This window comes from Polaromonas sp. P3_B1 (assembly GCF_056402935.1).
On the sequence record NZ_JBFUGK010000055.1, the window covers coordinates 1 to 23,144 of the forward strand.

The window sequence follows — 23,144 nt, forward strand, 5'->3', positions numbered from 1 at the left end:
CCGCTGGCCGAGGCCCTGGCGCAGGCCGGCCGCCTGCTGCAGCGCAAGCTGCGCCGCAATGGTCCCATCGAGTGCTGGCTATGGCTGCTGACCGACGGCCGCACGCTGGAGCAGCCGCTGCCGCCAGCCGCGCAACACCTGGTGATCGTGGACTTTGACGATGCCAGCAAACCCCTGGGCCGCTGCGCCGCCTGGGCCGCCCGCTGGGGCGCCGAGCACCGCCTGGCGTTGCCCGCCGTATGAATCACTGACCGACTTGAACCTTCCTACACCGATGACCGATACCGAAATCATTGTCTGCACCACCTGCCGCCCGGCCGGCGCCTCGCGCGAGCTGCCCGCCCATGGCCTGGCCCTGTTCGAAGCCGTGCAGGAGGCGCTGCTGGTCTGCGAGCTGGACACCGGCGAGCACGAAGGCCTGCAATTGCGCGGCCAGGCCTGCATGAGCGGATGCTCCCGCGCCTGCACCGTGACGCTGCAGGCCCCGGGCAAGTTCACTTATTACTTCGGCGACCTGCCTTCCGACGCCGAGACAGCGGCCCAGGTGCTTGCCTGCGCGCAGCTGCACAAGCACAGCGCCGACGGCAACCTGGCCCGCAACACGCGGCCCGAGCGCCTGCGCGGCGGCATCCTCGCCCGGCTACCCCCTGTCGGCCTGGGCTCGACATGAGGGGCCGAATCCTTTACGTTTGCATCAAGTTTCTTTTTCACCCATCCCTACCAACCCCAAGGAGATCGCCATGACCGAACCGACAACGTTGACCCACATTCCCTCTGACACCCTGAATCCCGGCCTGGCCGTGCTGCGCCCACTGCTCGGCTCCGCCGCGCTCGGCCTGGTCGTCCTGTACGGCGTGGCTTTCGCCGAAAGCCCGCTGGCCCACAACGCCGCGCACGACGTGCGCCACATCACCGTCAAGCCTTGCCATTGAGCATGCCTTTCACCGGGAGACATTCATGATTTTTCAACGATTGATTTGGGCGGCCCTGGCCACCGCCGTGGTGGTGGGCAGTGTGCAAACCGGCGTGCAGCGCTGGCAGGCCGCTCCGCTGATTCTGGCGGCCGAGGTCTATGAGGAACAAAAGGCCGAGGCTCCCAAGCCCGCCGAAGCGCCCGCGGCCCACGTGCACGCCGCAGGCACGGCCCCGCATGAACATGAGCATCCGCAAGGCGCCGCCAAAGAATGGGAACCCGCGAACGGCGCCGAGCGCACCGGCTGGACCTGGGTGGCCAACATGCTGCACGCCTTCAGCATGGCGCTGCTGCTGTTCGCAGTCATGGGCATATGGCTTTACCGGCGCGGTGGCGCGGTGGCCTCGCTGCGCCTGGCCGGTGTGGTGGCGGCGGCCGGCTGGCTGAGCTTTCACTTCTGGCCCTCGCTGGGCCTGCATGCGGAAGTGCCCGGCATGGAAGCCGCGCCCCTGCAGGCCCGCCAGCTCTGGTGGGTGCTGGCGGTGGCCAGCGCGTCCGGCGCCTGCGCCGTGGCCGGTTTCTCGCGCGCGTCCTGGCGCTGGCTGGTGGCCGCGGCTTTGCTGGCGCTGCCCTTTGTGGTGGGCGCGCCCAAGCTGCAGGGCGATGCCCTGGCCGGCTTCGGCCCTGAAGCCCACGCCGCGCTTGAGCAGTTGGGTACGCAGTTCATCTGGGCCACCACCTGGGTGTCCCTGACGTTCTGGGTAAGCCTGGGGCTGGCGGGCGGATGGGCTTTCCAGCGCTGGGTGCGCCCGGCCTTGCTGGCGGCGCTGCAGCGTGCCGATGCGCCCGCCGTGGTCGCCGTGCAAGCGCCGCAGTGAGTGGCCTTGCGGGTTCTGTGTCCACCGTCGGGTCGGGCTTGGCCGATCCGGCCGCGCCCGGCCACGCCTTCAGCGCCGCCGAGCAGCAGGCGGTGTACCGGGCCATCTTCGAGCGGCGCGACATGCGCCACTTCAGCGGCGGCACGGTGGCTGACGAGTTGCTGCAGCGCCTGCTGTCGGCCGCGCACCATGCGCCCAGCGTGGGCTTTATGCAGCCCTGGCGTTTTATACGTGTGCGCAGCCGGCCCTTGCGTGAAGGCGTGCATGCGCTGATTGAGCAGGAGCGCGTGCTCACGGCCAAAGCCCTCGGTGAGCGTGAAGACGAGTTCATGAAACTCAAGGTTCAAGGTGTGCTGGATGCCGCCGAGGTGCTGGTGGTGGCCCTGCCGCCGGGGCGCGAGCAGCATGTGTTCGGCCGCCGCACCTTGCCCGAGATGGACCTGGCTTCGGCGGCCTGCGCCATCCAGAATCTCTGGCTTGCCGCCCGCGCTGAAGGATTGGGCATGGGCTGGGTCTCGATTTTCGATCCCATGAAGCTGGCCGGACTCTTGCGGATGCCCGAAGGCAGCAAGCCAATTGCCGTGCTGTGCCTGGGGCCCGTCGCCGCCTTTTACGAGCAGCCCATGTTGCAAGCCGAGAAATGGGCGCGCCGCGCGCCGCTGGCCGAGATGGTGTTTGAGGACCACTGGGGTGGGGAACCTTCACCCGGAGAAGTTCCATGATGATGCTTCACGGCCTGCCGTATGCGGCCGGCTGCATGGCGCTGGCCCTGGGTTTTGCGCTCTGGATAGACAAGCACATGGGTGAACCGCATTCGGCCGTTCATCCGGTGGTCTGGATGGGCCATTACCTCAAGGCCTGTGGCAGCGTGACGGTGCGCTGCGCGCCCGCGGCTGCATTCTTGCTGGGCGCGCTGGCTTGGGCGCTGGGCGCTGCGCTGGTGGGCGCTGTGGCCTGGAGCGTGCAGGCGCTGGTGTTCTGGCAACTGGCCGGCTTTGCCGCGGCGCCGGACTGGCAGGACGCCATAGACACCGCGCTGCTGCTGGTGCTGATGGCCTGGCTGCTCAAATGCATGCTGTCATGGCGCATGCTGCGCGAAGAAGTCGGCGCGGTGGAGCTCGCGCTGGGCCACTCGCTGGACGCCGGGCGCGAGCGCCTGTCATGGCTGGTCAGCCGTGACACCACGCAGCTCAGCGCCAGCCAGGTGCGCGAAAGCGCGATTGAATCTCTCGCCGAAAACCTCAACGACTCGGTGGTGGCGCCCATCTTCTGGTTTGTGTTGTTGGGCCTGCCGGGTGCTGCCATTTACCGCTTCGCCAACACCGCCGACGCCATGTGGGGTTACCGCGGCATCTATCGCGGCAAGAACTGGGAGTGGGCCGGCAAATGGGCCGCGCGCGCGGACGACGTGTTCTCGTGGCTGCCGGCTCGCCTCACGGCGCTGCTGCTCGCGCTGGCGGCACGCGGCTTGCCGTTTCATGCCTTGCGCGCTGAAGCACGCAAAACCCCATCGCCCAACAGTGGCTGGCCCATGGCGGCCATGGCGCTTTCGCTGGGTGTTTCGCTGGGCAAGCCGGGCGTCTACACGCTGAACCCGCAAGGGCGGCCGCCTGAGGCGGCGGACACCACTCTGGCCCAGGCTTTGGCGTCCCGCGTGGTGTTTGCCCAGTTGCTGCTTGCAATGGCCGCGATACTGCTGGCGGCAATGATGGTGCGGGCATGAGCGTGAAGCCCCCTCGCATCCACGGCGGCCCCGACGGGCTCGGTGTGCCGCTGCATGATTTCTCCACCAACAGCAATGCCTGCGGGCCATGCCCCGTTGCGCTGGCCGCCGTCCAGCAGGCCGATGCCACGCGTTACCCCGACGCCGGCTACACCGCACTGCGCGCGCGGCTCGCGGCCTTTCACGGTGTGGACGAATCGCGCGTGCTGCTGGCCGCGAGCGCCAGCGAATTTATCTTTCGCATCACGGCACTGGCGGCCGGGCAGGGTGCGCGTGCCGTCTGGTTGCCGCCCCTCAGTTATGGCGATTACGCGCAGGCGGCTGCCGCGCATGGCCTTACCATCACCAACAAGCCCGGCGATGCGCAACTGCTCTGGGCCTGCGAACCTTCCAGTCCGTTCGGAGCCGCGCAGGATGGTTTGAGCGCGCTGGCAGATGGCCGCCAGGAACAGGCGTTGCTGGTGCTGGACCGTGCGTACGAACCCTTGCGGCTCAGCGCAGTACCCACATTAACGGAGCGGCAACACAACAGCGTCTGGCAACTCTGGACACCCAACAAGGCGCTGGGCCTGACGGGCGTGCGCGCCGCTTATGCGATTGCGCCGCTGGGACAAGAGGGCAGTGCCGCCGCGCTGGAGCAGCTGTGTCCTTCGTGGCCCGTGGGCGCACATGGCGAGGCCATGCTGCAGGCCTGGATGGGTGGGGAGGCGCAGGACTGGCTGGCCGCCAGCCTCAAGACCTTGCGCGAATGGAAAACCAGGCAAATCACAGTCTGCGAATCGCTGGGCTGGCGCTGCCTGCCCAGCGAGGCGAATTTTTTCTGCGCGCAGCCGGCTTTGCCTGGAAGCCTTGGTCTGCAAGAAGCGCTGGCCGCATTGCGCACGCAGGGCATCAAGCTGCGCGACACCACCTCATTCGGCTTGCCCGGCCATGTGCGCCTGGGCGTGCAGCCACCCGCTGTGCAGGATGCGCTGCACAATGCGTGGCAACAACTCTTAGAGACACGATGACCGCCAAAAGTGTGATGGTGCTGGGCACCACCAGCGGCGCCGGCAAAAGCTGGCTGACCACCGCGCTGTGCCGCTACTACGTGCGCCAGGGGCTCAAGGTCGCGCCCTTCAAGGCGCAGAACATGAGCAATAACGCACGGGTGGTTTCTGAAGGTGAAATAGGAAGCGCCCAATACTTCCAGGCCCTGGCCGCGAGGGCCGTGCCCGACGTGCGCATGAACCCCTTGCTGCTCAAGCCTGAAAAAGACACGCAAAGCCAGGTCGTGCTGATGGGCCAGGTCAACGCCGAACTCTCGCGCATGGAATGGCGCGGCCGCAGCGCCTCGGTCTGGCCTGTGGTGTCGCGCGCGCTGGATGAGCTGATCGCCGAGAACGACGTGGTGGTGATGGAGGGCGCAGGGTCACCCGCCGAAATCAACCTCAAGGCCAGCGACATCGTCAACATGCGCGCTGCGCAGCACGCCAAAGCCGCTTGCCTRCTGGTGACCGACATAGACCGCGGCGGCGCCTTCGCCCATCTCTACGGTACCTGGGCTCTGCTGGACGAAGCCGAGCGGCGCAGCATCAAGGGTTTTGTGCTCAACAAATTCAGGGGCGATGCAAAACTGCTGGCCCCCGGCCCGCAAATGCTGCAGGACATGACGGGTGTTCCCACGGTCGCGACGCTGCCCATGTGGTGGCAGCACGGCTTGCCCGAAGAAGATGGCGTGTTCGATGACCGTAGCGTGGCCAGTGGCGGCGGCACTGTGACCCGAACCGTCGCGGTGATCGCCTACCCGCGCATCAGCAACCTCGACGAATTCCAGCCGCTCAAGAACGTGCCCGGTGTGCGTTTGAAGTGGGTGCGCAGCCCGGCCGAGCTGATGGGCGCAGACTGGGTCATATTGCCCGGCTCCAAACACACCAGCGGCGACCTGGCCTGGCTGCGCGCCCAAGGGCTGGACYAGGCCGTGGCCGCACATGCCGGCCGGGGCGGCGCGGTGCTGGGTATTTGCGGCGGCCTGCAGATGCTGGGTGAAGCGCTGATAGACCCGCACGGCATAGACGGCAATGCGCCCGGCCTGGGCTTGCTGCCCGTGGTCACCGTGTTCGACCAAGCCAAGACCGTGCGGCACCGGCAGGCCGTGTTCGCGCCGCTGCACGGGCTGTGGGCCGCCTTGTCAGGCGTGGAGGTGCAGGGCTATGAAATCCACCACGGCCAGACGGCCCCGCATTCGGCCATGGCGGCGGCCGGCGATGTGGCGCATGCGGTGATGCCCGAAGGCCTGGCCTGGCAGAACAAGGCCGGCAATGTGCTGGGCCTGTATTTGCACGGCATGTTTGAAGACCCGCGCGTACTCAAGGCGCTGTTCGGCTCGGCCGTGCCCACGCTGGATTCGGTGTTTGACGGGCTGGCTGATTACGTCGCCGAACACTTTGCGCCAGGTGTGTTGCAGTCGCTGATCGCCCGCTGACAGAAGCCGCAAATCGGGAATCGTTCAGGGAACGCGTTTGAGCGGCCCGAAACACGCCTCCAGCGACGCGGCCTTGCACACGATAAGTTGGTCCTGCTTGGGGCTGAACTGGATAAAGCGGATCACGCTTTCGTCACCGTCCGCATGCAGGTCGCCCGAGCAGTCGCGCTTGCCGTTGCTGCTGGTCACCGTTTCAGTGAGCGGATAAAAGCCCGTCGTCGTGGGCTTGGTTGGTACCTGATAGTCACCCTGGGTGACCTCCTCGCCGCTGGTGCCCAGGCGCTTGCCGTCGGCGCGGTATTGCCAGGTTTCGGTGCAGGTCTTGCCGGGCAGGGTCCAGCTCCAGGTGCCCACCAGCGGATGGGCTGTGGCTTTGGTGGCGGATGCTGCGGGGACGCGAGCAGGGGCTGCGGGTTGTGCTTGCGTGAGGCCGCAGCACAACAGGACGGAAAGAAGGCTTGGTCGCAGGAGGTGGCTCAAGGTCATGGGAGTGCGTGGTGCTGAGGGCTTCGATCCCCCAATTATGAGGACGCGGTGTAAAGCGCCGGGCCCTTTCGGGCTTGCAATCGTTACGGGCCGTTAAGGGTCATGAAGACCGTTTTTCCGGCAGCCTCAGCGTCAGCGTGGTGCCCGCGGCCGAGGAGTGCAGCAGGAGCTCCGCGCCTATGGCCTGGGCGCGGCGCTGCTGGTTGCCCAGGCCTTTGCCGCCGCCGGCCAGCGCTTCGCTGACGGGGAAGCCGCCGCCGTTGTCGGCAATGATCACGCTGACATAGCCGTCTTCGGCGCCCGTCATGACCCTGATCTGCGTGGCGCGGGTGTGCTTGAGGGTGTTGGTGAAGGCTTCCTGCAGTATGCGCAGTATGTGCAGCGCGTTGCGCGGGTTCAGCCAGTCCAGCGGCGGCACGTCGGAGACCTCCCAGCGCAGCGAGATGCCGGCGCCGGCCAGGCGCGGGCCCAGGCGAAAACGCAGCGTGGCCAGCAGCAGCAACAGGTCGGCCTCCACCGGCTCCATGGAGTCGATCGTCAGCTTGAGGTCGTCTATGCAGCCCTTGAGGACTTCGGCGACCTCGGCCTCGCCGAGCCGGCCGCCTTCGACCACGCGCAGCGCGCTGACCAGCGAGGAGCCCAGGCCGTCGTGCATGTCCTGCGTGAGGCGCTGGCGCTCCTGGCTCAGCAGCTCGCGCTGCTCGACTTCGCGCAGCCGCTCGTAGCTTGCCGCGAGTTCGGTCTCGCGGTTCTTGAGGCTTTCTTCCAGCCCGCTGTTGAGTTGCTCCACCGTGGCCAGGGCGCCCACGTACTGGCGGAACATGATCACCACAAACACACCGAACATCAGCATGGCCGCATAAGGCGTGAGGTAGTAGCTTTCCAGGTCGACCACGTACTTGAGGCGCGCCCAGTCGTAGACGCCGAACACATAGTTGACCAGAAAGACCGTTGACAGCATCCTGGCGTCCAGCGAACGGCTGCGCCATGAATGCCACAGCCCGACCATCACGATGACCGTGGCCATGCTGATCAACAGCAGATGGGCATAGGGCCGCAGCGCCAGCAGGCTGGGGAAGACGGAGGCAAAGGGCAGCGTGACGATGGAAAACACCACAGCCATCGCCAGCATCACGCGGCTGAGCCGGGGCATGGCGCGGCCGTGCAGGAACTGCAGGAAATAGTGGGTGATCAGCGACTGCCACATCAAGGCGTTGAGGGTCAGCCAGATAAACCAGGCGTCGCTGACGAAGAGTTTTTCGGGGCCGAGCTGGAAATGCCAGCGGCGCGTGGCGCCCAGCACCGCGATCGTGAACAGGTAAAGGCTGGCGGACTGGCGGCGCACCACCCAGACGGCCAGCGAGAAAAGTCCCACCGCAAGGAAGGCCGCGCTGCACATAAAGGGCAGCTGGTTGGCCAGCCAGTCGCGCCTGCCGGCCATCTCGACCAGGCTGTCGGAGTCTCCGGCATAGAAGGAGGAAATCCCGGCCTCGGGTGAGGGCAGGCTGTCCAGGCGTATCAGCAGGGTGCGCGGCGGCGGGTTGTCGGCGGTGAGATTCAGCGGAAGCAGCAGCGCGGGATGGTTAAAGAGGTTCCAGACCGGGCTGCCTGTGGAACGGTAGAGCAGCCGGCCGTCGGCGTACACCGCGATCTGGCCGGCCGCGAGCCAGCGCAGCAGGTAGAAATGCGTGGGCCCTTTTGTGCCCTGCAGTTCATCAAGCCGAATGCGCAGCCAGGTGGTGGTCACGGGGGGCTTGCCGGCGCCGGGCAGGGCCGCCGGCTTGTCGATCACGCGCGGCAATTCCACCTGCGTCCAGTTTCCGGGCAGGGCGGTGTCGTCCACCATGGCTGCCAGCGGCTTGAAGCTGGCAGCTTCTTCCCGCAGCATTTCGGCTCGGGTGTAATGCACCACCGACCCTGCGGCCCAGGCGGCGGGACCGCAGGCCAGCAGCCAGGCGCACAGCAGCAGCCAGCGGACCATCTCCGTAACCATCTCAGGCCGCCAGAATGCCCTGGTGCCTGGCTTCATAAATGGCTTCGGCCCGGGAGTTCACATTGAGCTTGCTGTAGATGCGCCGCACATAAGTTTGCACCGTGTGCTGCGAGACTTGCATCAAACGCGCGATCTCATCGGCGGTAAAGCCTTTGGTGATGAGCTCCAGCACTTCCTTTTCGCGGCTGGACAGGGAGGCCTGCTCAGCGGCCGCGGGCACGGGCGACGCCGCGGGTGCAGCGGCCGGGGCCGCGGAAGGCGCTGCGCGAAAGCGCATCAAAATCTGTCGCGCGATCAGCGGGCTGATGGGGCTGCCGCCGCCGTGCAGGCTGCGTATTTCGTGCAGCATGTTCTCGGGCTCGCTGTCTTTCAGCAGGTAGCCGGATGCGCCGGCCTCTATGGATTGCAGTACATGCGCCTCGTCGCCGAAGGCGGTGCACACCATGATGGCGCAGGTCGGCCACTGTGCGTGCGCGGCGCGTATCACGTCGATGCCCGAACCGTCGGGCAGGCCCAGGTCCACCAGCAGCACATCGGCGGGCGCGCTTTGCAGCGACTGCAGGCCCTGCGCGCGCGTGCTGGCCAGGCTCATCAGGCGTATGTCGGGCGAGGCCGCGATGGCCGTCACGATGGCATTCTGGAAGTGGACGTCATCCTCCACGAGCGCCACATGGATGAGGGACGGGTTGGGGCTGGTCTGCTGCATCTCGGTTCCTGCATTGGCGCATGCCTTGTGTATGCCCGGCTTGCTCCCCATGAGGGCGTAAGCGGATGGCTGGAAATAATGCCATTGTGCTTCAAGGGCGGGCCATTGCGTGTCCCCATATCTAGGGACAGTTTGGGATGCCGTGCGGCGCGGAATTCCGGCCTTGTCGCCGGAAAGACGGACAACAGCGTATCGGTGGATGACGGTGTTAACGCTTTTGTTGCAGTCGGCGGAATCACATGGTAGCGGGGCGCTTTTCCGGCAGGCGCAAGGTCAGCCGTGTGCCGCCGGCTGAAGATTCCCAGCTCACCTCGCCGCTTATGGCCCGGGCGCGGCGCTGCTGGTTGGACAGACCTTTGCCGCCGTTTTGTAGTGCCTGCTCAACCGCGAAGCCCTTGCCGCTGTCGGTAATGCTGACGCTGACCCAGCCGTCGGCCGCGCTGGTGGCCACGCGTATTTCGCTGGCCTGCGCGTGCTTGAGAATATTGGCGAAAGCCTCCTGCAGGATGCGCAAAATGTGCAACGCGCTTGAAGGGTCCAGCCAGTCCAGCGCGGGAAGTTCCTGAACTTCCCAGAGCAGCGTGATGCCGGTGCCTTCCAGCCGGGGCTCGAGCCGAAAACGCAGTGTGGCCAGCAGCAGCAACAGGTCGGCTTCAACCGGCTCCATCGAGTCGATGGCGAGCTTCAGGTCGTCCATGCAGTCCTTGAGGGTCTGCTTCACGCGTTCGTCGCTCATGCCGCCGACTTCGACGGAGCGGATGGCGCTGATCAGCGTCGAGCCCAAGCCGTCGTGCATGTCCTGCATCATGCGCTGGCGTTCGTGGCTCAGCATCTGCTGCTGGGCGATCTCGCGCAGGCTGCGGTGGCTGGCTTCAAGTTCGGCTTCGCGCGCCCGCAGGCGCTCGGCCAGGCTGGCGTTGACCTGCTCGACCTCCGCAATGGCGCCGGTGTAACGGCGGTACATCACGTAACCGAAGACGCTGAAGGTGATCGCGTTGGTATGCGGGCCCAGATACCAGTTTTCGGGGCTGATGACATTGTTCTGTACCAGCCAGTCGGTCGCGCTGAAGAGTGTGGCCAGCACCGTCCCGACGGCCACCACCATGGCGTCGCGCGAGCGGCCCCAGGCGTTGATGACGCCCGCCGCGCTGACGCTCACGCCCATCAGTGCGGTCACCGCATACAGCAGTGGTGTGGTCCTCGGCGTGTTGGGCAGGGCCGGCCACAGGGGCAGAGTCAGCAGGGCCATCAGCACGGACACGATGATCAGCGCCCGCGTTAGCCACGGTTGCTGGTGTCGGTGCAGCAGGCCGATTGAAAAGTGCACCACTGTGACCAGCCAGAACAGCGAGTTGACGGTGAACCAGGCAAACCAGTCGTTGGCAATCGGGTAGTTCACATAAAAATGCAGGCCCCGAATGAAGGACATGACCGCGAGCACAAAAAACAGCAGGTAGCCCGTCTCATGCCGGCGCCGCAGCCACACCAGCAGGGCGAAGATGCCGACCGCGAGGAAAGCCGAGCTGAACATGCCCGGCAATTCCTGCTGCAGCCATTGGCGGCCGTGGTAGCGCCAGCTGATGGCATCCACCGGGCCCAGCCACAGCGATGACAGCGCCACCTGCGTCGCAGCCGTGTGCTCGATGCGCAGCGTGATCTCGTGCGGCAGCCGGCCGTCCGGTGATTTCTCCAGCAGCACCCACAGCGGCGTGTGCGGGCTGTTCCATAAGGGGCCTTGCTGCTGTGCGGTGTGTATCAGGTGACCGTCGGCATACACCGCGAGGGTGCCGTCGGTGCGCACGCGGGCCGCATACAGCGCCAGCGGCGCGGACGATGCCGGGACCGGCGGCACGGTCAGTCGAAACCAGCTGGTGCGTGTGACGGGTGTCACGCCGGCGGATGCTGCAGCCCGGGCCTGTCCCAGCACCGAGACGGGCAAGGCGTGCGGTAGCGCAACGGGTTGCCAGTGGTCCAGCAGGGTTTGGCCGTCGAGGGTGAGCGGTGGCGAGGTGAAGCCCGCATCGGTTTGCACCTGCCAGTCAGCCTGGGTGAGATGCAGGGCCGCTGCGCTGGGGGAAGCACCCGAGCGGGTGTCCGCAGAGCCACAGGCGACAAGACCCGTCAGCACCGCGGCTGCTGCCAGCAGCGCTACGCGGGGCAAAAAACGCAGGAGCTGGTGGTAATAAAAGGGCATGCGCACGGGCAACTACTGCGACAGAATGCCCTGGTGCCTGGCTTCGTAGATCGCCTCCGCCTTGGAGGTGACCTTGAGTTTGCTGTAGATGCGCCGCACAAAAGTGCGCACCGTGAAGGGCGACAACTCCATCAGCCTGGCAATTTCCACCGCGGTGAAACCTTTGGTGATGTAGTCCAGCACTTCCTTTTCACGCGCCGACAGCAGCGAGGACGCGTCGATATCGGCGGGCGTCGTGCCGGCGCCCGCTGCGGTGCTGCGGCGAAAGCGCGCCAGCACCTGCCGGGCGATGATGGGGCTGATCGGGCTGCCGCCGCTGGCCAGGCTGCGGATCTCGGCCACCATCTTCAGCGGTGAGCTGTCTTTCAGCAGGTAGCCGGCAGCGCCGGATTCGATCGACTGCATCACATGCGTCTCATCGCCAAAATTGGTACTCACCATGATGCTGCAACCCGGCCACTGCTGGGAAGCCGCGCGAATCACGTCGATGCCTGAGCCATCGGGCAGGCCCAAATCAACCAGCAGCACATCGGCCGGCGGTTGCTTGAGCATCTGCAAGCCTTCGGCGCGGGTGCCCGCCGCGCCCACCAGGCGCATGTCAGAAGCGCCCTGCACCACGCGACTCAGCGCTCCGCGAAAGCCCGGATCGTCCTCGACGATGGCGACGTGGATTACGGGCAGGTCTTGTTCAGCGGGCGGTGCATTCATCAGGCGACATTTTGCGACGGTTTCGGTCGCACGACTCGCTATTCGTGTAGATTGTTTGTTCTACATGCAAGCCGGTAACCGGTGGCTGGTCACCGGCAAAGCCTGTTCGCTGTCCCGTCGGTGCCGGTGATCATGCCGCCCGGACGATCCATGTGCTATTGTTTTGATAGCGATTGGCGCCCATTTCTGCTGGTCTAAGGCCCAATATTGTGTCTGGGAGCGGCCCCTGAAGATATCTGGGTGTAGCGAATATGTGCGACAGACAGCGGCTTTCGTGTTTCGTACGATGACGGCCGGTCAGGCAGGCGTTCCACAACAGCCGGGGGCGCTGGCCCGACTGATTGGCGAGCAACCTGGTTCGCTGCAAGTCCCGCCCGTCAACGAAAGCTTCCATGAAAAGCCACGCCAGCATGAACCGTATTTACCGCCTCGTCTGGAACACCGCCCTGAGCCTGTGGGTGGTTGTGGCTGAGAACGCCAGAGGCAAAAGCAAGGGCGGCTCGGTTCGCCCAAGTGTGGATTGCAGTTCGGTTCATCAAGGTGATGGTGGGCATGGAGGCGATGGTGGTAGCGGGTTCACGCTTAACGCCGTCTGCAAGGCGGCTCTCGGTGTTCTGTCTTCTCTCTTGCTTATGGTTCCGCAGGCGCACGCTGCAGATGCGGCCAATGCTGCGGTCGTCGTCGGTGCGGGCACCGTCGCCACCGCGGGCAACGTCACCACGATCAACCAGGCGACGCAGAGGCTGGCGATTGACTGGACTTCACTGTCCACCCGTGCCAATGAGGCTTTGGTATTCAACCAGCCCAACGCGCAGGCGATTGCACTGAACCGCATCACCGGCAGCAGCCCCAGCGAGCTGCTCGGCAGCCTCACGGCCAACGGGCAGGTGTTTATCCTGAACCCGAACGGTGTGCTGTTTGGCGCCGGCTCTCAGGTCAATGTCGGTGGCCTTGTTGCATCGACCTTGAACATGAGCAATGCCGACTTTATGGCCGGCAACAACGTGTTCACCGGTTCCGGCGGCTCGGTGGTGAATCAGGGCACGCTGAACGCAGGGCAGGGCGGCTACCTGGCGCTGCTGGCGCCCGAGGTGCGCAATGAAGGCGTGATGACTGCCAGCCTGGGAACCGCCTTGCTCGCGGCCGGCAACAAGGTCACGCTGAACCTGGACAACGGCAGCCTGCTGGGTTATAGCATCGACCAGGGCGCGATCAATGCCCTGGCCGAGAACAAGCATTTGATCCAGGCCAACGGTGGGCAGGTGCTGCTCTCGGCCAGGGCCCTGGACAGCCTGACCACGGGCACCGTCAACAACACCGGCGTGATTGAAGCCAAGACGATCCAGAACAAGGCCGGCCGCATCATGCTGATCGGCGACATGGAACACGGCATGGTCAATATCGGCGGCACGCTGGATGCCTCGGCCCCCGACGGCGGTGACGGCGGTTTCATCGAAACCAGTGCCGCGAACTTCAAAATCCTGCCGGGCTTCAGGGTCAATACGCGGGCGCCGCAAGGCAAGAACGGCAACTGGCTGCTGGACCCGGCCACGATGACCATTGCGGCCGGCAATGGTGCGGCGGCCAACACCATTTACGAGGACACGCTTGAAGCCGCGGGTTCCGACATGACCATCCAGGCCACGGATTCGATCAACGTGACGGGCAACTTCTCCAATGCCGATGTGGAAATGCCCAGTGGCTTGAACCTCATCATCAAGACCACCGGGGCCAGCGGCACCGGCATCGACCTCACGGGCAGCGGGGACGGCGCCGCCCTGACCTTCAAGGTCTCCGGCGGCGGCACGATTAACGTGAACACAGCCTCGGCCTCCCAGTCCATCAAGAGTTCCGGGCTCGCCGTGACGGGCGGCTCCGGCACGATCACCGTCAACTCCGCAGGCGCGCTGGATATCAGCAACGCGGCTGTGCAGACTGCCGGAGGGGCGATCTCGCTGACCGGGGCGGGCCAGGCCGGGAACTCGGGCGTGCTGGTGTCCCAGAGCACCGTGAATGCCGGCACCGGCGCCCTCACCATCAACGGCATCACGGCGGACACGGCGCAGTACGGCGTCCTGCTGGACCGTGCCACCCTCATCAGCGGCAATGCCAACATCAACAGCGCCAGTTCAGCCATCAAGCTGGCCGGCAGCAGCCTGACCAGCAGCGGAAACATCAGCATTGACGCATCCAATACCAATTCAGGCAATCACGCGGTCGAGCTGGTCAACAGCGGGGCCACACAAACCAACGTCAGTACCACCGGCAGTGGCACCATAGGCATCACCGGCAAGCTCAAGAGCGGCGGCGCCGCTGCTGTCGCCGCCAGCGGCTCGGCGGCAGGCGTGGCCATCGCCAACTCCAACGTCGCAGGCGGCGCCGGCACCGTCACCATCATCGGCGAGTCGGGCTGGGGCACCATCATTGCCCAGGCGGCCCGCGGGGTGCGGCTGGACTCACTGGCCAAGGTCACGGGCGCGGGCAATATCGCCGTTACCGGCAATGCACACACCACGTCGACGGCCCTCAACGTCGCCGTTGAGCTGGGCACCGGCTCCGAGGTGTCCAGCACCGGCGGCAACGTGGAGGTCAGGGGCCAGATGCTCAGTGCCCTCGCCGCCGCCGCGGATACCAAGGGCATCATTGCAAAAGGCAAGCTGCAGTCCGGCGCGGCCAGTCGCATCTTGCTCGACGGCGTCGCTGATATGGACGATGGCACGACCGGCATCGGCATCCTGGTCGATGCCGGCGCCGACCTGATCGCGGGAACGGGCGGGATCTCCGTTTCAGGTGCTGGGCAGGGCCTCTCGACAACGGCAACGTTCACGGGCATCTCCATGGCGGGCGGCAGCCTCAGCTCGACCGGCGCGATCAGCATGGACGGCCGCGGGAATTCGGCGGTGGTACACGCTGCCGGTTCCCAGGGCCTGAGCCTGACCGGCGGCAGCATCAACTCCAACGGCGCGGCCATGTCGCTGCTCGGGTCGGGTATGGCGCCGGCCTCGCCGGCCACCAACTTTGACCTGAACATCAACGGCACCGGCATCAGCAGCGGGGGCGGGGACATCGCGCTGCGGGGTGAGCGTGTCAACATCGGTAGCGCCGTCAACGCGGGCGCGGGCAGGGTGACGATCAATACGGTCAGCAGCTTCCGGCCGATCACGCTTGGCGGGGCGTCTGAAACCGCCGCCATGAACCTGAGCAACGACGAGCTCAACCGGATCACCGCTTCGGCGATCGCGATCGGCCGCATCAACAACACCGGCGGCATCGCCATCGGCAACACCGGCGGCGCGATCAACCTGGCCAGCTCGCCGACCCTGAGCCTGATCAACGACAACCTCACGGGCTCGATCACCCAGACGGCGGCCATCACCGTCGCCAACCTCAACGCCAATGCACGAAGCGTCGTCCTGGCAAATACTGGCAACCAGATCAGCCAGGTCAGCGGGCGGGCCTACGACACGGCCAATTTCCAGGTTCGCTCCGCCTCTGCGCTGTCTGTGGGAACGGTTGACGGAACGGCCGGCATCACCCACTCCGGCACCGGTATGGTGATGCTGCACAGCAGCGGCGCCGTGACGCAAACCCAGGCCATCGTCGGGAACACACTGCAGGTCACCAGCTTCGGCGGCATGACGCTGACCCACGCGGGCAACCGGATCCAGAATTTCGGCAACCTCACCAACAGCACATCAGGCAACCTCACCCTTCGCAATACCGCCGCCACCGCCAGCTTCCTGAACTTCGTCTTCAGCCAAGGCCGCGTCGATATCGCCAACACGGGGAATATCTTTTTCGGTGGCAGCGCCCTTGCCACGTCGAGCACCGCCTCGGGTACGACTGCGGGCACCGCCGGCTTCAGCGTGGTGGCCACGGGCGGCATCAGTGCGCAAGCAGCCTCGCCCAACATTTGGACCCCCTCGGGTGGCTCGGTTTACCTGGAGGCGGGCAACGGCAGCATAGGCGCCAGCACCGCTGCCCCGGTGAATATTTGGGACGCGACCTCGGTTACCGCGGTGGCGAATGGCGGTGCCTCGCAAGTCAATCTCTCACTGAACAATGGCGCCACCCTCGAAAACATCAGCGCACCGGGCGCTGTCAGCGTCACCGCCGCGGCCGGCAACCTCGCGGTCAAGACGGTGGCCGGCAGTTCAGTCACCCTTGGTGCCGCGGCCGGCGCCATTCTTGACGCCAATGGCGCGGCCAACAACATCACCGCCACCACACTCAACGCGTCCGCGCGCGACGGCATCACGCTGGGCACCGATGTGACCGGCCTGCAAACGTTGACGACCACAGGCGCCACCGGCGACATCAGCATCGCCGCCGCCAATGCCGTCAACACCAGCAACTTCGGCATCACCACCAACGCCGGGTCCGCGCAGACGGTCAGCCTGTCATCCGCCGCCGGCGTCACGGTAGACAGCGCCTTCGGCAATGCGCAGGACAAGTTGAAGCTGACCACGACCGCCGGCAACATCGCCATCAACGGCGCGCTGACGGCCAGCGAGCTGACGCTGAGCACCGCCGGCACCAGCACACAAACCGCGGCCATCACCGCCACCGGCCTGGAGCTGCTGGGCGCCGGCACGCACACGCTCAACAACGCGGGCAATGCGGTGACGACGCTGGCGGGCAGCACCGGCAATGCCGAGTACTCGCAAGCAGGTGCGCTGTCTGTCGGCACCGTCAACACTGTGGGCCTTACCGCTACCGGCAAAGTGCTGGTGCGCACTACGGGCGCGGCCAGTGACCTCACGCTGAACAACGGCGTCACTTCCGGCAGCGCGACCAACGATTCACTGGTGCTGGCCGCCGGGCGAAATTTTGTGAACAACGCGGGAGCGGGTGCGCTCAATCCCGGCGCAGGCCGCTTCCTCGTCTACGCAACCGACCCGACGGCAAGCACCCTGGGCGGCTTGGTCTCCACCGGCAACGCCTTTGGCCGCACTTACGCCGCCAATGCGCCTACCGATGCGTCGATGACTTCTCTCACCGGCAACCGCTTTGTCTACAGCGTTGTGCCGACGCTCAATGTGAGCGGCGACAACGTCAGCAAGGCCTACGGCGGCGCCGACCCGGCGCTTACCTACACCGTCAACAGCGGCCTGGTGGCGGGCGACACCGCGGCTACTGCGCTGGGCGGCGCGCTGTCGGCGCCCACAGGTGCTGCCACGACCGGCCCCACGCATGCCATCATGCGGGGCACGCTGGCGTCGGCCCTGGGTTACAACGTTGTCTACACCAACGGCACGCTGACGATGACCGGTACGCCGCCGGCGCCACCTTTGCCTGCATCTGCTTTCGGCGTGACCGCAGCACTGGACGGGGCATACGTGACCGCGCTCAACACCATTGCCGGCACGGACAAACTCACGGGCAACAGCATCGACAGTGAATCGACCGTGCTGGATGATGCTGCGCTCATCAAGGCACTGAACACCGCCGCCGCGGAGGCCGACGGGCAAGACAGGGCCGAATAGGCAGCGCCGTTTTGAGGGCGGCTGGCCCCATCCCCCTTCGACAAGCTCAGGACAGGCCAAGCTTCCCCCAGAGGGGGAAGGAGTACATGCAGCTCTTGCTCCCTCCCCCGCTGGGGGAGGGCTGGGGTGGGGGCCAGCGGCGCTTGAAAAGGCATGCGCCTCCGGCGGCCCGATCCGCGCCGCACCATCTTGCCGCGGTGTCACCAGAACTGGGGACAGACAGTTCACCGGCCCTTTGCCACAGTAGGGCAACCATCAACCCGGGGCCCGGCCGGGCCCCCCTGTTGTCCTGGCTTGGAGAGGCTGGATTGAACTGCTACCCCACCACTGTCCTGCTTGCCGGAGGCGACGCGCTGATGCGCGACGGCCTCAGGATGCTCTTGTGCCGGCAGCATGGTTTTGTGGTCGTGGCAGAGACCGACGATGTTGCGGCCGTGGTGCCGCTGGCGAGCCTGCTCCTGCCCCCGCCGCAATTGGTGCTGCTGGACATGGACCTTCCAGGTGCGCCGCCGCTGGATATCGTGCCCGCCATCAAGGCCGGTTTTGGCGGCACCGTCAAGGTGCTGGTGCTGACCGGCGAGCTGCGGCCCGGCGTACTGCGGCAGGCATTGTCGGCGGACGCCGACGGCTACGCGCACAAAAGCGAAGATGGGGCCGAGCTCATGCGGGCTGTGCAGGCGGTGCTCGCCGGCCGGCAGCATGTCAGCCGCGGCATCGCCAAGGTCTTCCTGCCGGGCTCCCTGCGCAGGGATGCGCCGGATGGGTTACCCGCCGCCACGCCGCGCCAGCGCGAGATCATGTCCCTGGTGGCGTGCGGGCTGAGCAACCGCGAAATCGCCAAAGTGCTGTCCCTCAGCGTGTTCACGGTGCGCACCCACCGGCAAAACCTGGGCGAGAAATTCTCGCTGCGCAACGCGGCCCAGATCACGGCCTGCGCCGTGCGGCGCGGTTACTACACGCCGCCCTGAGCGGCGCCTTGCCGGCGCCCCAAATTGGGGACTTCCATCCTTGCCGGCCCCTTGTCCCCAAAACTGGGGACAGACAGGCCGGTTGTCATCGCATAGCATGCCCGAGGCGAGTATTGACTGTTGCCGCGCGTGCTGCATGATGGGCGGCAAAGGGCATACACTGCCGGGCACGCCGACAGGACGCGGTGGCCATGAGGCAAGCAAAAATAAAGAGGGCCGGGAAGCGCTATGTGGAACATTCTGAAGGCTTCGCTGCTGCTGGCAGCGCTGGCCGCTTCGGGTGCGGGCCGTGCCGAGCCGACGGAAATCTCTTTTTATTTCCCCATCGCGGTGGGCGGCCCCGTCGCCAAAAGCATTTCGGCGCTGGCCGCCGATTTTGAGAAAAGCCACCCCGACATCCGCGTCACGCCCGTCTACACCGGCACCTACAAAGATTCCATCGTCAAGGCGCTGACGGCGCACAAAAGCGGCACGCCGCCCGATGCGGCCGTGCTGTTCGCCGTTGACGTCTACACACTGATCGACGCCAATGCCATCGTGCCCTTCGACGACCTGGTCGCCGACGCCGCAGATGTGGCCTGGCTGCGCGGCTTTTACCCGGCCTTGATGGCCAACAGCCGCGCCGCCGGCCAGACCTGGGGCGTTCCCTTCCAGCGCTCCACCATCCTGCTTTACTGGAACAAGGCGCTTTTCCGCCAGGCCGGCCTGGACCCTGAACGCCCGCCGGCCAACTGGGCGGAGATGGCTGATTACGCGCGTAAGCTGACGCGGCGCGACGCGGCCGGCAACACCACGCAGTGGGGCCTGCAGATCCCGTCCTCCGGCTTTCCCTACTGGCTGTTCCAGGGCCTGGCCACGGGCAACGGCGCCGAACTCATGAACGCGGCAGGCACCAAGACCTACTTTGACAAGCCCGCCGTGGTGGATGCGCTGCGCTATTGGGTGGGCCTGTCGCGCGAGCACAAGGTGCACCCGCCCGGCATCGTCGAGTGGGGCACCACGCCCAACGACTTCCTGGACGGCAAGGCCGCGATGATCTGGACCACCAGCGGCAATCTGGGCAACCTCAAGGCCAAGGCCGGCTTTGATTTCGGCGTGGGCATGCTGCCCGGCAATACGCGCCGCGGTTCGCCCACGGGCGGCGGCAATTTTTATGTATTTCGCAAGGCCTCGCCGGCGCAGCAAAAGGCCGCCTTCCGTTTTATCCAGTGGATGGTCGCGCCCGAGCGCACCGCGCGCTGGGGCATTGACTCGGGCTACATCGCCGTCAGCCCGGCGGCCTGGGAGACCAGCGCCATGAAAAAGTATGTGGCGGAGTTTCCGCAGGCGGCGGTCGCGCGCGACCAGCTGCCGCAGGCCGTGGCAGAACTTTCCACGCATGAGAACCAGCGCGTGACGCGCGCGCTCAACGCCGGCCTGGCGGCGGCGCTCACCGGCGCCAAGACGCCGCAGCAGGCCCTGAAGGACGCGCAGGCCGAGGCCGAGCGCATCCTGCTGCCTTACCAGCGCTAACGGCGGTCGCGCATGGTCGACACATCTTCTTCCTCGTCTTCCTTGCCCGGTGCCGTGAAGGCTCAGCCACCGGCCATCCGGCGGCTGCGTTTTTTCAGCTACCTGCTGCCCTGCGTGGTGCTGGGCCTGGCGCTGGCCGCGGCCTGGTATTTCTGGGAACGGGAGCGCCAGGAGATTGAACAGGCCCTGCAGGTCGAGTTTGACGCACGCGTGCGCGAGACCACCAGCCTGTTCCGCGAGCGCATGCTGGCCTACGAGCAGGCGCTGCGCGCCACACACGGGCTGTTTGCCACCTCCGACAAGGTGCAGCGCGGCGACTTCCAGTCCTTTGTGGCCAATCTGCGCATCCAGAACCACCCGGGCCTGCAGGGCATGGGCTTTGCGCTCATTGTGGCGCCCGACGAGCGCGAACGCCACATCGCGACGGTTCGCAGCCAGGGCTTTCCGGCCTACACGGTCCAGCCTCCCGCCGCCAACGGCACCAGCACCTCGGCGCTGTACTTTGAGCCGACGGGTTCTTCCTTCCTGAGCACCCTGGGCACGGACTATTTTTCAGAGCCCTCGCGCAGGCCCGCCATGGAGGCCGCTCGCGACAGCGGCGGCATCGCGGTCTCCAACAAGGTCAAACTGCCTGAGGAGGACGCGGCGCAGGTGCAGGCCGGCTACCGCATGTACCTGCCGGTCTATAAAAACGGCAAGCCGCACGCCACGGTGGCCGAGCGGCGCGCCAACATCTCGGGCTGGATCTACGCCGCCTTCAGCATGGACGGCCTGATGGACAACATCCTGGGCGAGCGCGCCAATATCACCGTCGAGGTTTACGACGGCGCGGGGCAGGGCGACGACCAGCTGATAGACACCTACAGCGACCGCGTGGGCGGGGAGTCCGCCGTCAAGCTGTTCTACGCGACGCAGCAGGTGGAGGTGGGCGGCTACGGCTGGACGCTGACGGCGCGCTCGCTGCCCAACTTCACCACCGCCATCGCCATCAGCAAGCTGCAGCTGGTGGCCCGCCTGGGCGCAGCGGCCAGCGCGATGCTGGCGCTGCTCACCTGGGTTTTGCTGCGCCGCCGCCTGCGCGCGCTCAGCGCCGCCGAGCATTTGCGCAGCGCCAAGGAACACGCCGAAGCGGCCAGCCGCGCCAAGTCGCAATTCCTGGCGGTCGCCAGCCACGACCTGCGCCAGCCCATACAAGCCTTGAGCCTGTTTGTGGCCACGCTGCAGGCCATGGCGGGGCGGCCCCAGATACCGGGGACGGAAGTCAGCCACATCGCGCAGCGCCTGCAACTGGCGCTCAACGGCTTGGGGCGTTTGCTCAATGGACTGTTCGATTTGTCGCGGCTGGACAGCGGCACGGTGGACGTGGCGCGGCGGCCTGTGGAGGTGGCGGGGCTGCTGGCGGAGCTGAGCAACGCTTTTGCCGGGCCGGCCGGGGCCAAAGGCCTGGGCTTCAAGGTGCGTGCGCCGCGCGGCCTCTGGGTCGACACCGACCCGCTGGTGCTGGCGCGCGTGCTGTCCAACCTGGCGGCCAATGCGGTGCGCTACACCGACAAGGGCCGCATCCTGGTCGGCTGCCGGCCGCGCGGCAACCTGCTGGAGTTCCAGGTGTTCGACACCGGCATAGGCATCGCCGACGACGAGCGCGCGCGCATCTTCGGCGAGTTCTACCAGGTGCCCGATGTGGCGCGCGAACGCGAGCACGGCCTGGGCCTGGGGCTGGCCATCGTGTCGCGCTCGGTGCCGCTGCTGGGTGGAGAAATTCGTGTGCGTTCGACGCCGGGCAAAGGCTCGGTGTTTTCCGTCACGCTGCCGCGCGCGGCGGCGCCCGCGGCAGCGGAGCCTGGTGCGGCACACGCGGCAGGCCATTTCACGGGCAGCGTGCTGGTGATCGACGACGACCCCGTGGTGCGCGAGTCCATGCAGCGCCTGCTGGGCGAATGGGGCCACCAGGTGCGTGTGGCCGCTACGCTGGAGGAAGCCGTCGATGCCGCCGCCGCGCTGGCCGATGTGCTGGCGCTGGTCCTGACGGATTACCAGCTGGGCGATGGCGTGACCGGGATACAGGTGATCGAGGCGGTGGAACGCAGGCTGGGACGGCAGGTATCCGCTGTGGTCATCACAGGTGATACCTCACCCGGGCCTCTTGCCGAGGCCGAGCGCAACGGCCTGCGCCTGTTGTACAAGCCGGTGGAGCCGCGCGTGCTGGCCGCACTGCTGAAAACCTTTCAATGAGCACCCCCATGACCTCCATGACGTCCACGACCTCCACGACATCCATCACCGGCCCCACCCGGATCATTCTGGCCGAAGACCATGCGCTGATGCGCGACGGCCTGAAGATGCTGCTGTCCACCCAGCCCGGCTTCGAGGTCGTCGCGGAAACCGGCGACGGCGCCGCCGTGGAAGCCCTGGTGCGCCGCTTCAGCCCTCATCTTTTGCTGCTGGACCTGGGCCTGCCCGGCCTGCACGGCGTCGAGATCGCCGCTGTCCTCAAGGCCGGGTTCGGCGAAGCCGTCAAGGTGTTGGTGCTGACCGGTGATCTGCAAGCCGGCTCCGTCAGGCAGGCGCTGGCGGCCGGGGCCGACGGCTATGTGCACAAGAGCGAGGACAGCGCCGAACTGCTGCAGGCCGTGCACGCCGTGCTGGCCGGGCGGCAATACGTCAGCCGCAACATCGCCGCCGCTTTCCTGCCGCGTGCGGCGCGAGCCGACCAGGCCGGCGACACCCTGGTTGCCACGCCGCGCGAACGCGAAATCATGTCGCTGGTGGCGCGTGGCTTGAGCAACCGCGAGATCGCCGAGCTGCTGCTCATCAGCGTGCTCACGGTGCGGACGCATCGGCAAAATTTGATGGAGAAGTTTTCCTTGCGGAACGCGGCGGAGATTACGGCTTATGCGGTGCAACGCGGGTACTACATCCCGACCTGATTTGCCGGGTCTTGCTCCGGCGGCGCGCTCTCCTCTTTCTACCTCCTCCTTCCTCTTTTTAGTTCAGCTGGCCGGGGGTTGCCCGGCGGCAACTCACTTTTCTTTTGCTTCGCCAAAAGAAAAGTAAGCAAAAGAAAAGGCGACCCTGGTGTCTGCGTCCCCTTCGCTTCGCTACGGGGCAGCCTG

General features: G+C 66.2%; 17 protein-coding genes and 2 pseudogenes. 14 read left to right on the forward strand and 5 right to left on the reverse strand.

All coding sequences use genetic code 11. The features are described from left to right. The 8 genes and pseudogenes from AC1DXS_RS23330 to AC1DXS_RS23365 form a co-directional block, all read left to right on the forward strand. A pseudogene (locus tag AC1DXS_RS23330) lies at positions 1-243 on the forward strand (vWA domain-containing protein); the annotation flags it as partial. Between the two features lie 31 nt (positions 244-274). Beyond that, on the forward strand, positions 275-670 hold the full coding sequence (locus AC1DXS_RS23335; RefSeq protein ID WP_477739823.1) for a DUF1636 family protein: 396 nt from the start codon (positions 275-277) through the stop codon (positions 668-670). A 70-nt stretch (positions 671-740) separates the two neighbouring features. Further along, positions 741-932, forward strand: a complete 192-nt coding sequence (locus AC1DXS_RS23340) for a CbtB domain-containing protein (protein ID WP_477739824.1) — start codon at positions 741-743, stop codon at positions 930-932. A gap of 25 nt (positions 933-957) precedes the next feature. Continuing rightward, positions 958-1,791, forward strand: a complete 834-nt coding sequence (locus AC1DXS_RS23345; RefSeq protein WP_477739825.1) for a CbtA family protein — start codon at positions 958-960, stop codon at positions 1,789-1,791. Positions 1,792-1,808: 17 nt separating this feature from the next. Then, entirely contained in the window at positions 1,809-2,513 is a 705-nt protein-coding gene (gene bluB, locus AC1DXS_RS23350) for a 5,6-dimethylbenzimidazole synthase (protein ID WP_477739837.1), read from the forward strand. Further along, the gene (gene cbiB / locus AC1DXS_RS23355; protein ID WP_477739826.1) at positions 2,510-3,514 is read left to right on the forward strand and encodes an adenosylcobinamide-phosphate synthase CbiB; all 1,005 of its coding nucleotides are present in this window, start codon (positions 2,510-2,512) and stop codon (positions 3,512-3,514) included. Before bluB ends, cbiB begins: the two co-directional genes overlap by 4 nt. Then, positions 3,511-4,524 (forward strand): aminotransferase class I/II-fold pyridoxal phosphate-dependent enzyme, encoded by a 1,014-nt coding sequence (locus tag AC1DXS_RS23360; protein WP_477739827.1) that lies wholly within the window; start codon positions 3,511-3,513, stop codon positions 4,522-4,524. The genes cbiB and AC1DXS_RS23360 overlap by 4 nt, the downstream gene beginning before the upstream one ends. Further along, the gene (locus AC1DXS_RS23365; protein ID WP_477739828.1) at positions 4,521-5,978 is read left to right on the forward strand and encodes a cobyric acid synthase; all 1,458 of its coding nucleotides are present in this window, start codon (positions 4,521-4,523) and stop codon (positions 5,976-5,978) included. The genes AC1DXS_RS23360 and AC1DXS_RS23365 overlap by 4 nt, the downstream gene beginning before the upstream one ends. A 24-nt stretch (positions 5,979-6,002) precedes the next feature. Here the strand turns inward: AC1DXS_RS23365 and AC1DXS_RS23370 are convergent, their stop codons facing one another. From AC1DXS_RS23370 to AC1DXS_RS23390, 5 genes are all read right to left on the reverse strand, one after another. Continuing rightward, the gene (locus AC1DXS_RS23370; RefSeq protein ID WP_477739829.1) at positions 6,003-6,464 is read right to left on the reverse strand and encodes a hypothetical protein; all 462 of its coding nucleotides are present in this window, start codon (positions 6,462-6,464) and stop codon (positions 6,003-6,005) included. A gap of 100 nt (positions 6,465-6,564) precedes the next feature. Next, on the reverse strand, positions 6,565-8,457 hold the full coding sequence (locus AC1DXS_RS23375) for a sensor histidine kinase (RefSeq protein ID WP_477739830.1): 1,893 nt from the start codon (positions 8,455-8,457) through the stop codon (positions 6,565-6,567). 1 nt (position 8,458) lies between these two features. Then, positions 8,459-9,163 carry a response regulator gene (locus AC1DXS_RS23380; protein ID WP_477739831.1) on the reverse strand — a complete coding sequence of 235 codons (705 nt, stop codon included), beginning with the start codon at positions 9,161-9,163 and terminating at the stop codon, positions 8,459-8,461. A 235-nt stretch (positions 9,164-9,398) separates the two neighbouring features. Next, on the reverse strand, positions 9,399-11,357 hold the full coding sequence (locus AC1DXS_RS23385) for a sensor histidine kinase (protein WP_477739838.1): 1,959 nt from the start codon (positions 11,355-11,357) through the stop codon (positions 9,399-9,401). A 12-nt stretch (positions 11,358-11,369) separates the two neighbouring features. Further along, positions 11,370-12,065, reverse strand: coding sequence for a response regulator (locus tag AC1DXS_RS23390; RefSeq protein ID WP_477739832.1), 696 nt, complete (start codon positions 12,063-12,065; stop codon positions 11,370-11,372). Positions 12,066-12,475: 410 nt separating this feature from the next. Between AC1DXS_RS23390 and AC1DXS_RS23395 the strand changes: the two are divergent. The 6 genes and pseudogenes from AC1DXS_RS23395 to AC1DXS_RS23420 form a co-directional block, all read left to right on the forward strand. Continuing rightward, positions 12,476-12,529: pseudogene (locus tag AC1DXS_RS23395) on the forward strand (ESPR-type extended signal peptide-containing protein); the annotation flags it as partial. 168 nt (positions 12,530-12,697) lie between these two features. After that, positions 12,698-17,551: a beta strand repeat-containing protein gene (locus AC1DXS_RS23400; protein ID WP_477739839.1), complete on the forward strand. Its 4,854-nt coding sequence runs from the start codon at positions 12,698-12,700 to the stop codon at positions 17,549-17,551. 308 nt (positions 17,552-17,859) lie between these two features. Beyond that, complete coding sequence (locus tag AC1DXS_RS23405; RefSeq protein WP_477739833.1) at positions 17,860-18,519, forward strand: LuxR C-terminal-related transcriptional regulator; 660 nt, start codon at positions 17,860-17,862, stop codon at positions 18,517-18,519. Between the two features lie 228 nt (positions 18,520-18,747). Then, positions 18,748-20,031 (forward strand): ABC transporter substrate-binding protein, encoded by a 1,284-nt coding sequence (locus tag AC1DXS_RS23410; protein WP_477739834.1) that lies wholly within the window; start codon positions 18,748-18,750, stop codon positions 20,029-20,031. 12 nt (positions 20,032-20,043) lie between these two features. After that, the gene (locus AC1DXS_RS23415) at positions 20,044-22,263 is read left to right on the forward strand and encodes a CHASE domain-containing protein (RefSeq protein ID WP_477739835.1); all 2,220 of its coding nucleotides are present in this window, start codon (positions 20,044-20,046) and stop codon (positions 22,261-22,263) included. After that, positions 22,260-22,958 carry a response regulator gene (locus tag AC1DXS_RS23420; RefSeq protein ID WP_477739836.1) on the forward strand — a complete coding sequence of 233 codons (699 nt, stop codon included), beginning with the start codon at positions 22,260-22,262 and terminating at the stop codon, positions 22,956-22,958. Before AC1DXS_RS23415 ends, AC1DXS_RS23420 begins: the two co-directional genes overlap by 4 nt. The last annotated feature ends 186 nt before the right edge of the window (positions 22,959-23,144 follow it).

Coding starts and splice junctions, on each gene's coding strand:
- AC1DXS_RS23335 (WP_477739823.1), top strand. CDS start 275: ATGACCGATACCGAAATCATTGTCTGCACCACCTGCCGCCCGGCCGGC.
- AC1DXS_RS23340 (WP_477739824.1), top strand. CDS start 741: ATGACCGAACCGACAACGTTGACCCACATTCCCTCTGACACCCTGAAT.
- AC1DXS_RS23345 (WP_477739825.1), top strand. CDS start 958: ATGATTTTTCAACGATTGATTTGGGCGGCCCTGGCCACCGCCGTGGTG.
- cbiB (WP_477739826.1), top strand. CDS start 2,510: ATGATGATGCTTCACGGCCTGCCGTATGCGGCCGGCTGCATGGCGCTG.
- AC1DXS_RS23360 (WP_477739827.1), top strand. CDS start 3,511: ATGAGCGTGAAGCCCCCTCGCATCCACGGCGGCCCCGACGGGCTCGGT.
- AC1DXS_RS23370 (WP_477739829.1), bottom strand. CDS start 6,464: ATGACCTTGAGCCACCTCCTGCGACCAAGCCTTCTTTCCGTCCTGTTG.
- AC1DXS_RS23375 (WP_477739830.1), bottom strand. CDS start 8,457: ATGGTTACGGAGATGGTCCGCTGGCTGCTGCTGTGCGCCTGGCTGCTG.
- AC1DXS_RS23380 (WP_477739831.1), bottom strand. CDS start 9,163: ATGCAGCAGACCAGCCCCAACCCGTCCCTCATCCATGTGGCGCTCGTG.
- AC1DXS_RS23385 (WP_477739838.1), bottom strand. CDS start 11,357: ATGCCCTTTTATTACCACCAGCTCCTGCGTTTTTTGCCCCGCGTAGCG.
- AC1DXS_RS23390 (WP_477739832.1), bottom strand. CDS start 12,065: ATGAATGCACCGCCCGCTGAACAAGACCTGCCCGTAATCCACGTCGCC.
- AC1DXS_RS23400 (WP_477739839.1), top strand. CDS start 12,698: ATGGTTCCGCAGGCGCACGCTGCAGATGCGGCCAATGCTGCGGTCGTC.
- AC1DXS_RS23410 (WP_477739834.1), top strand. CDS start 18,748: ATGTGGAACATTCTGAAGGCTTCGCTGCTGCTGGCAGCGCTGGCCGCT.
- AC1DXS_RS23415 (WP_477739835.1), top strand. CDS start 20,044: ATGGTCGACACATCTTCTTCCTCGTCTTCCTTGCCCGGTGCCGTGAAG.
- AC1DXS_RS23420 (WP_477739836.1), top strand. CDS start 22,260: ATGAGCACCCCCATGACCTCCATGACGTCCACGACCTCCACGACATCC.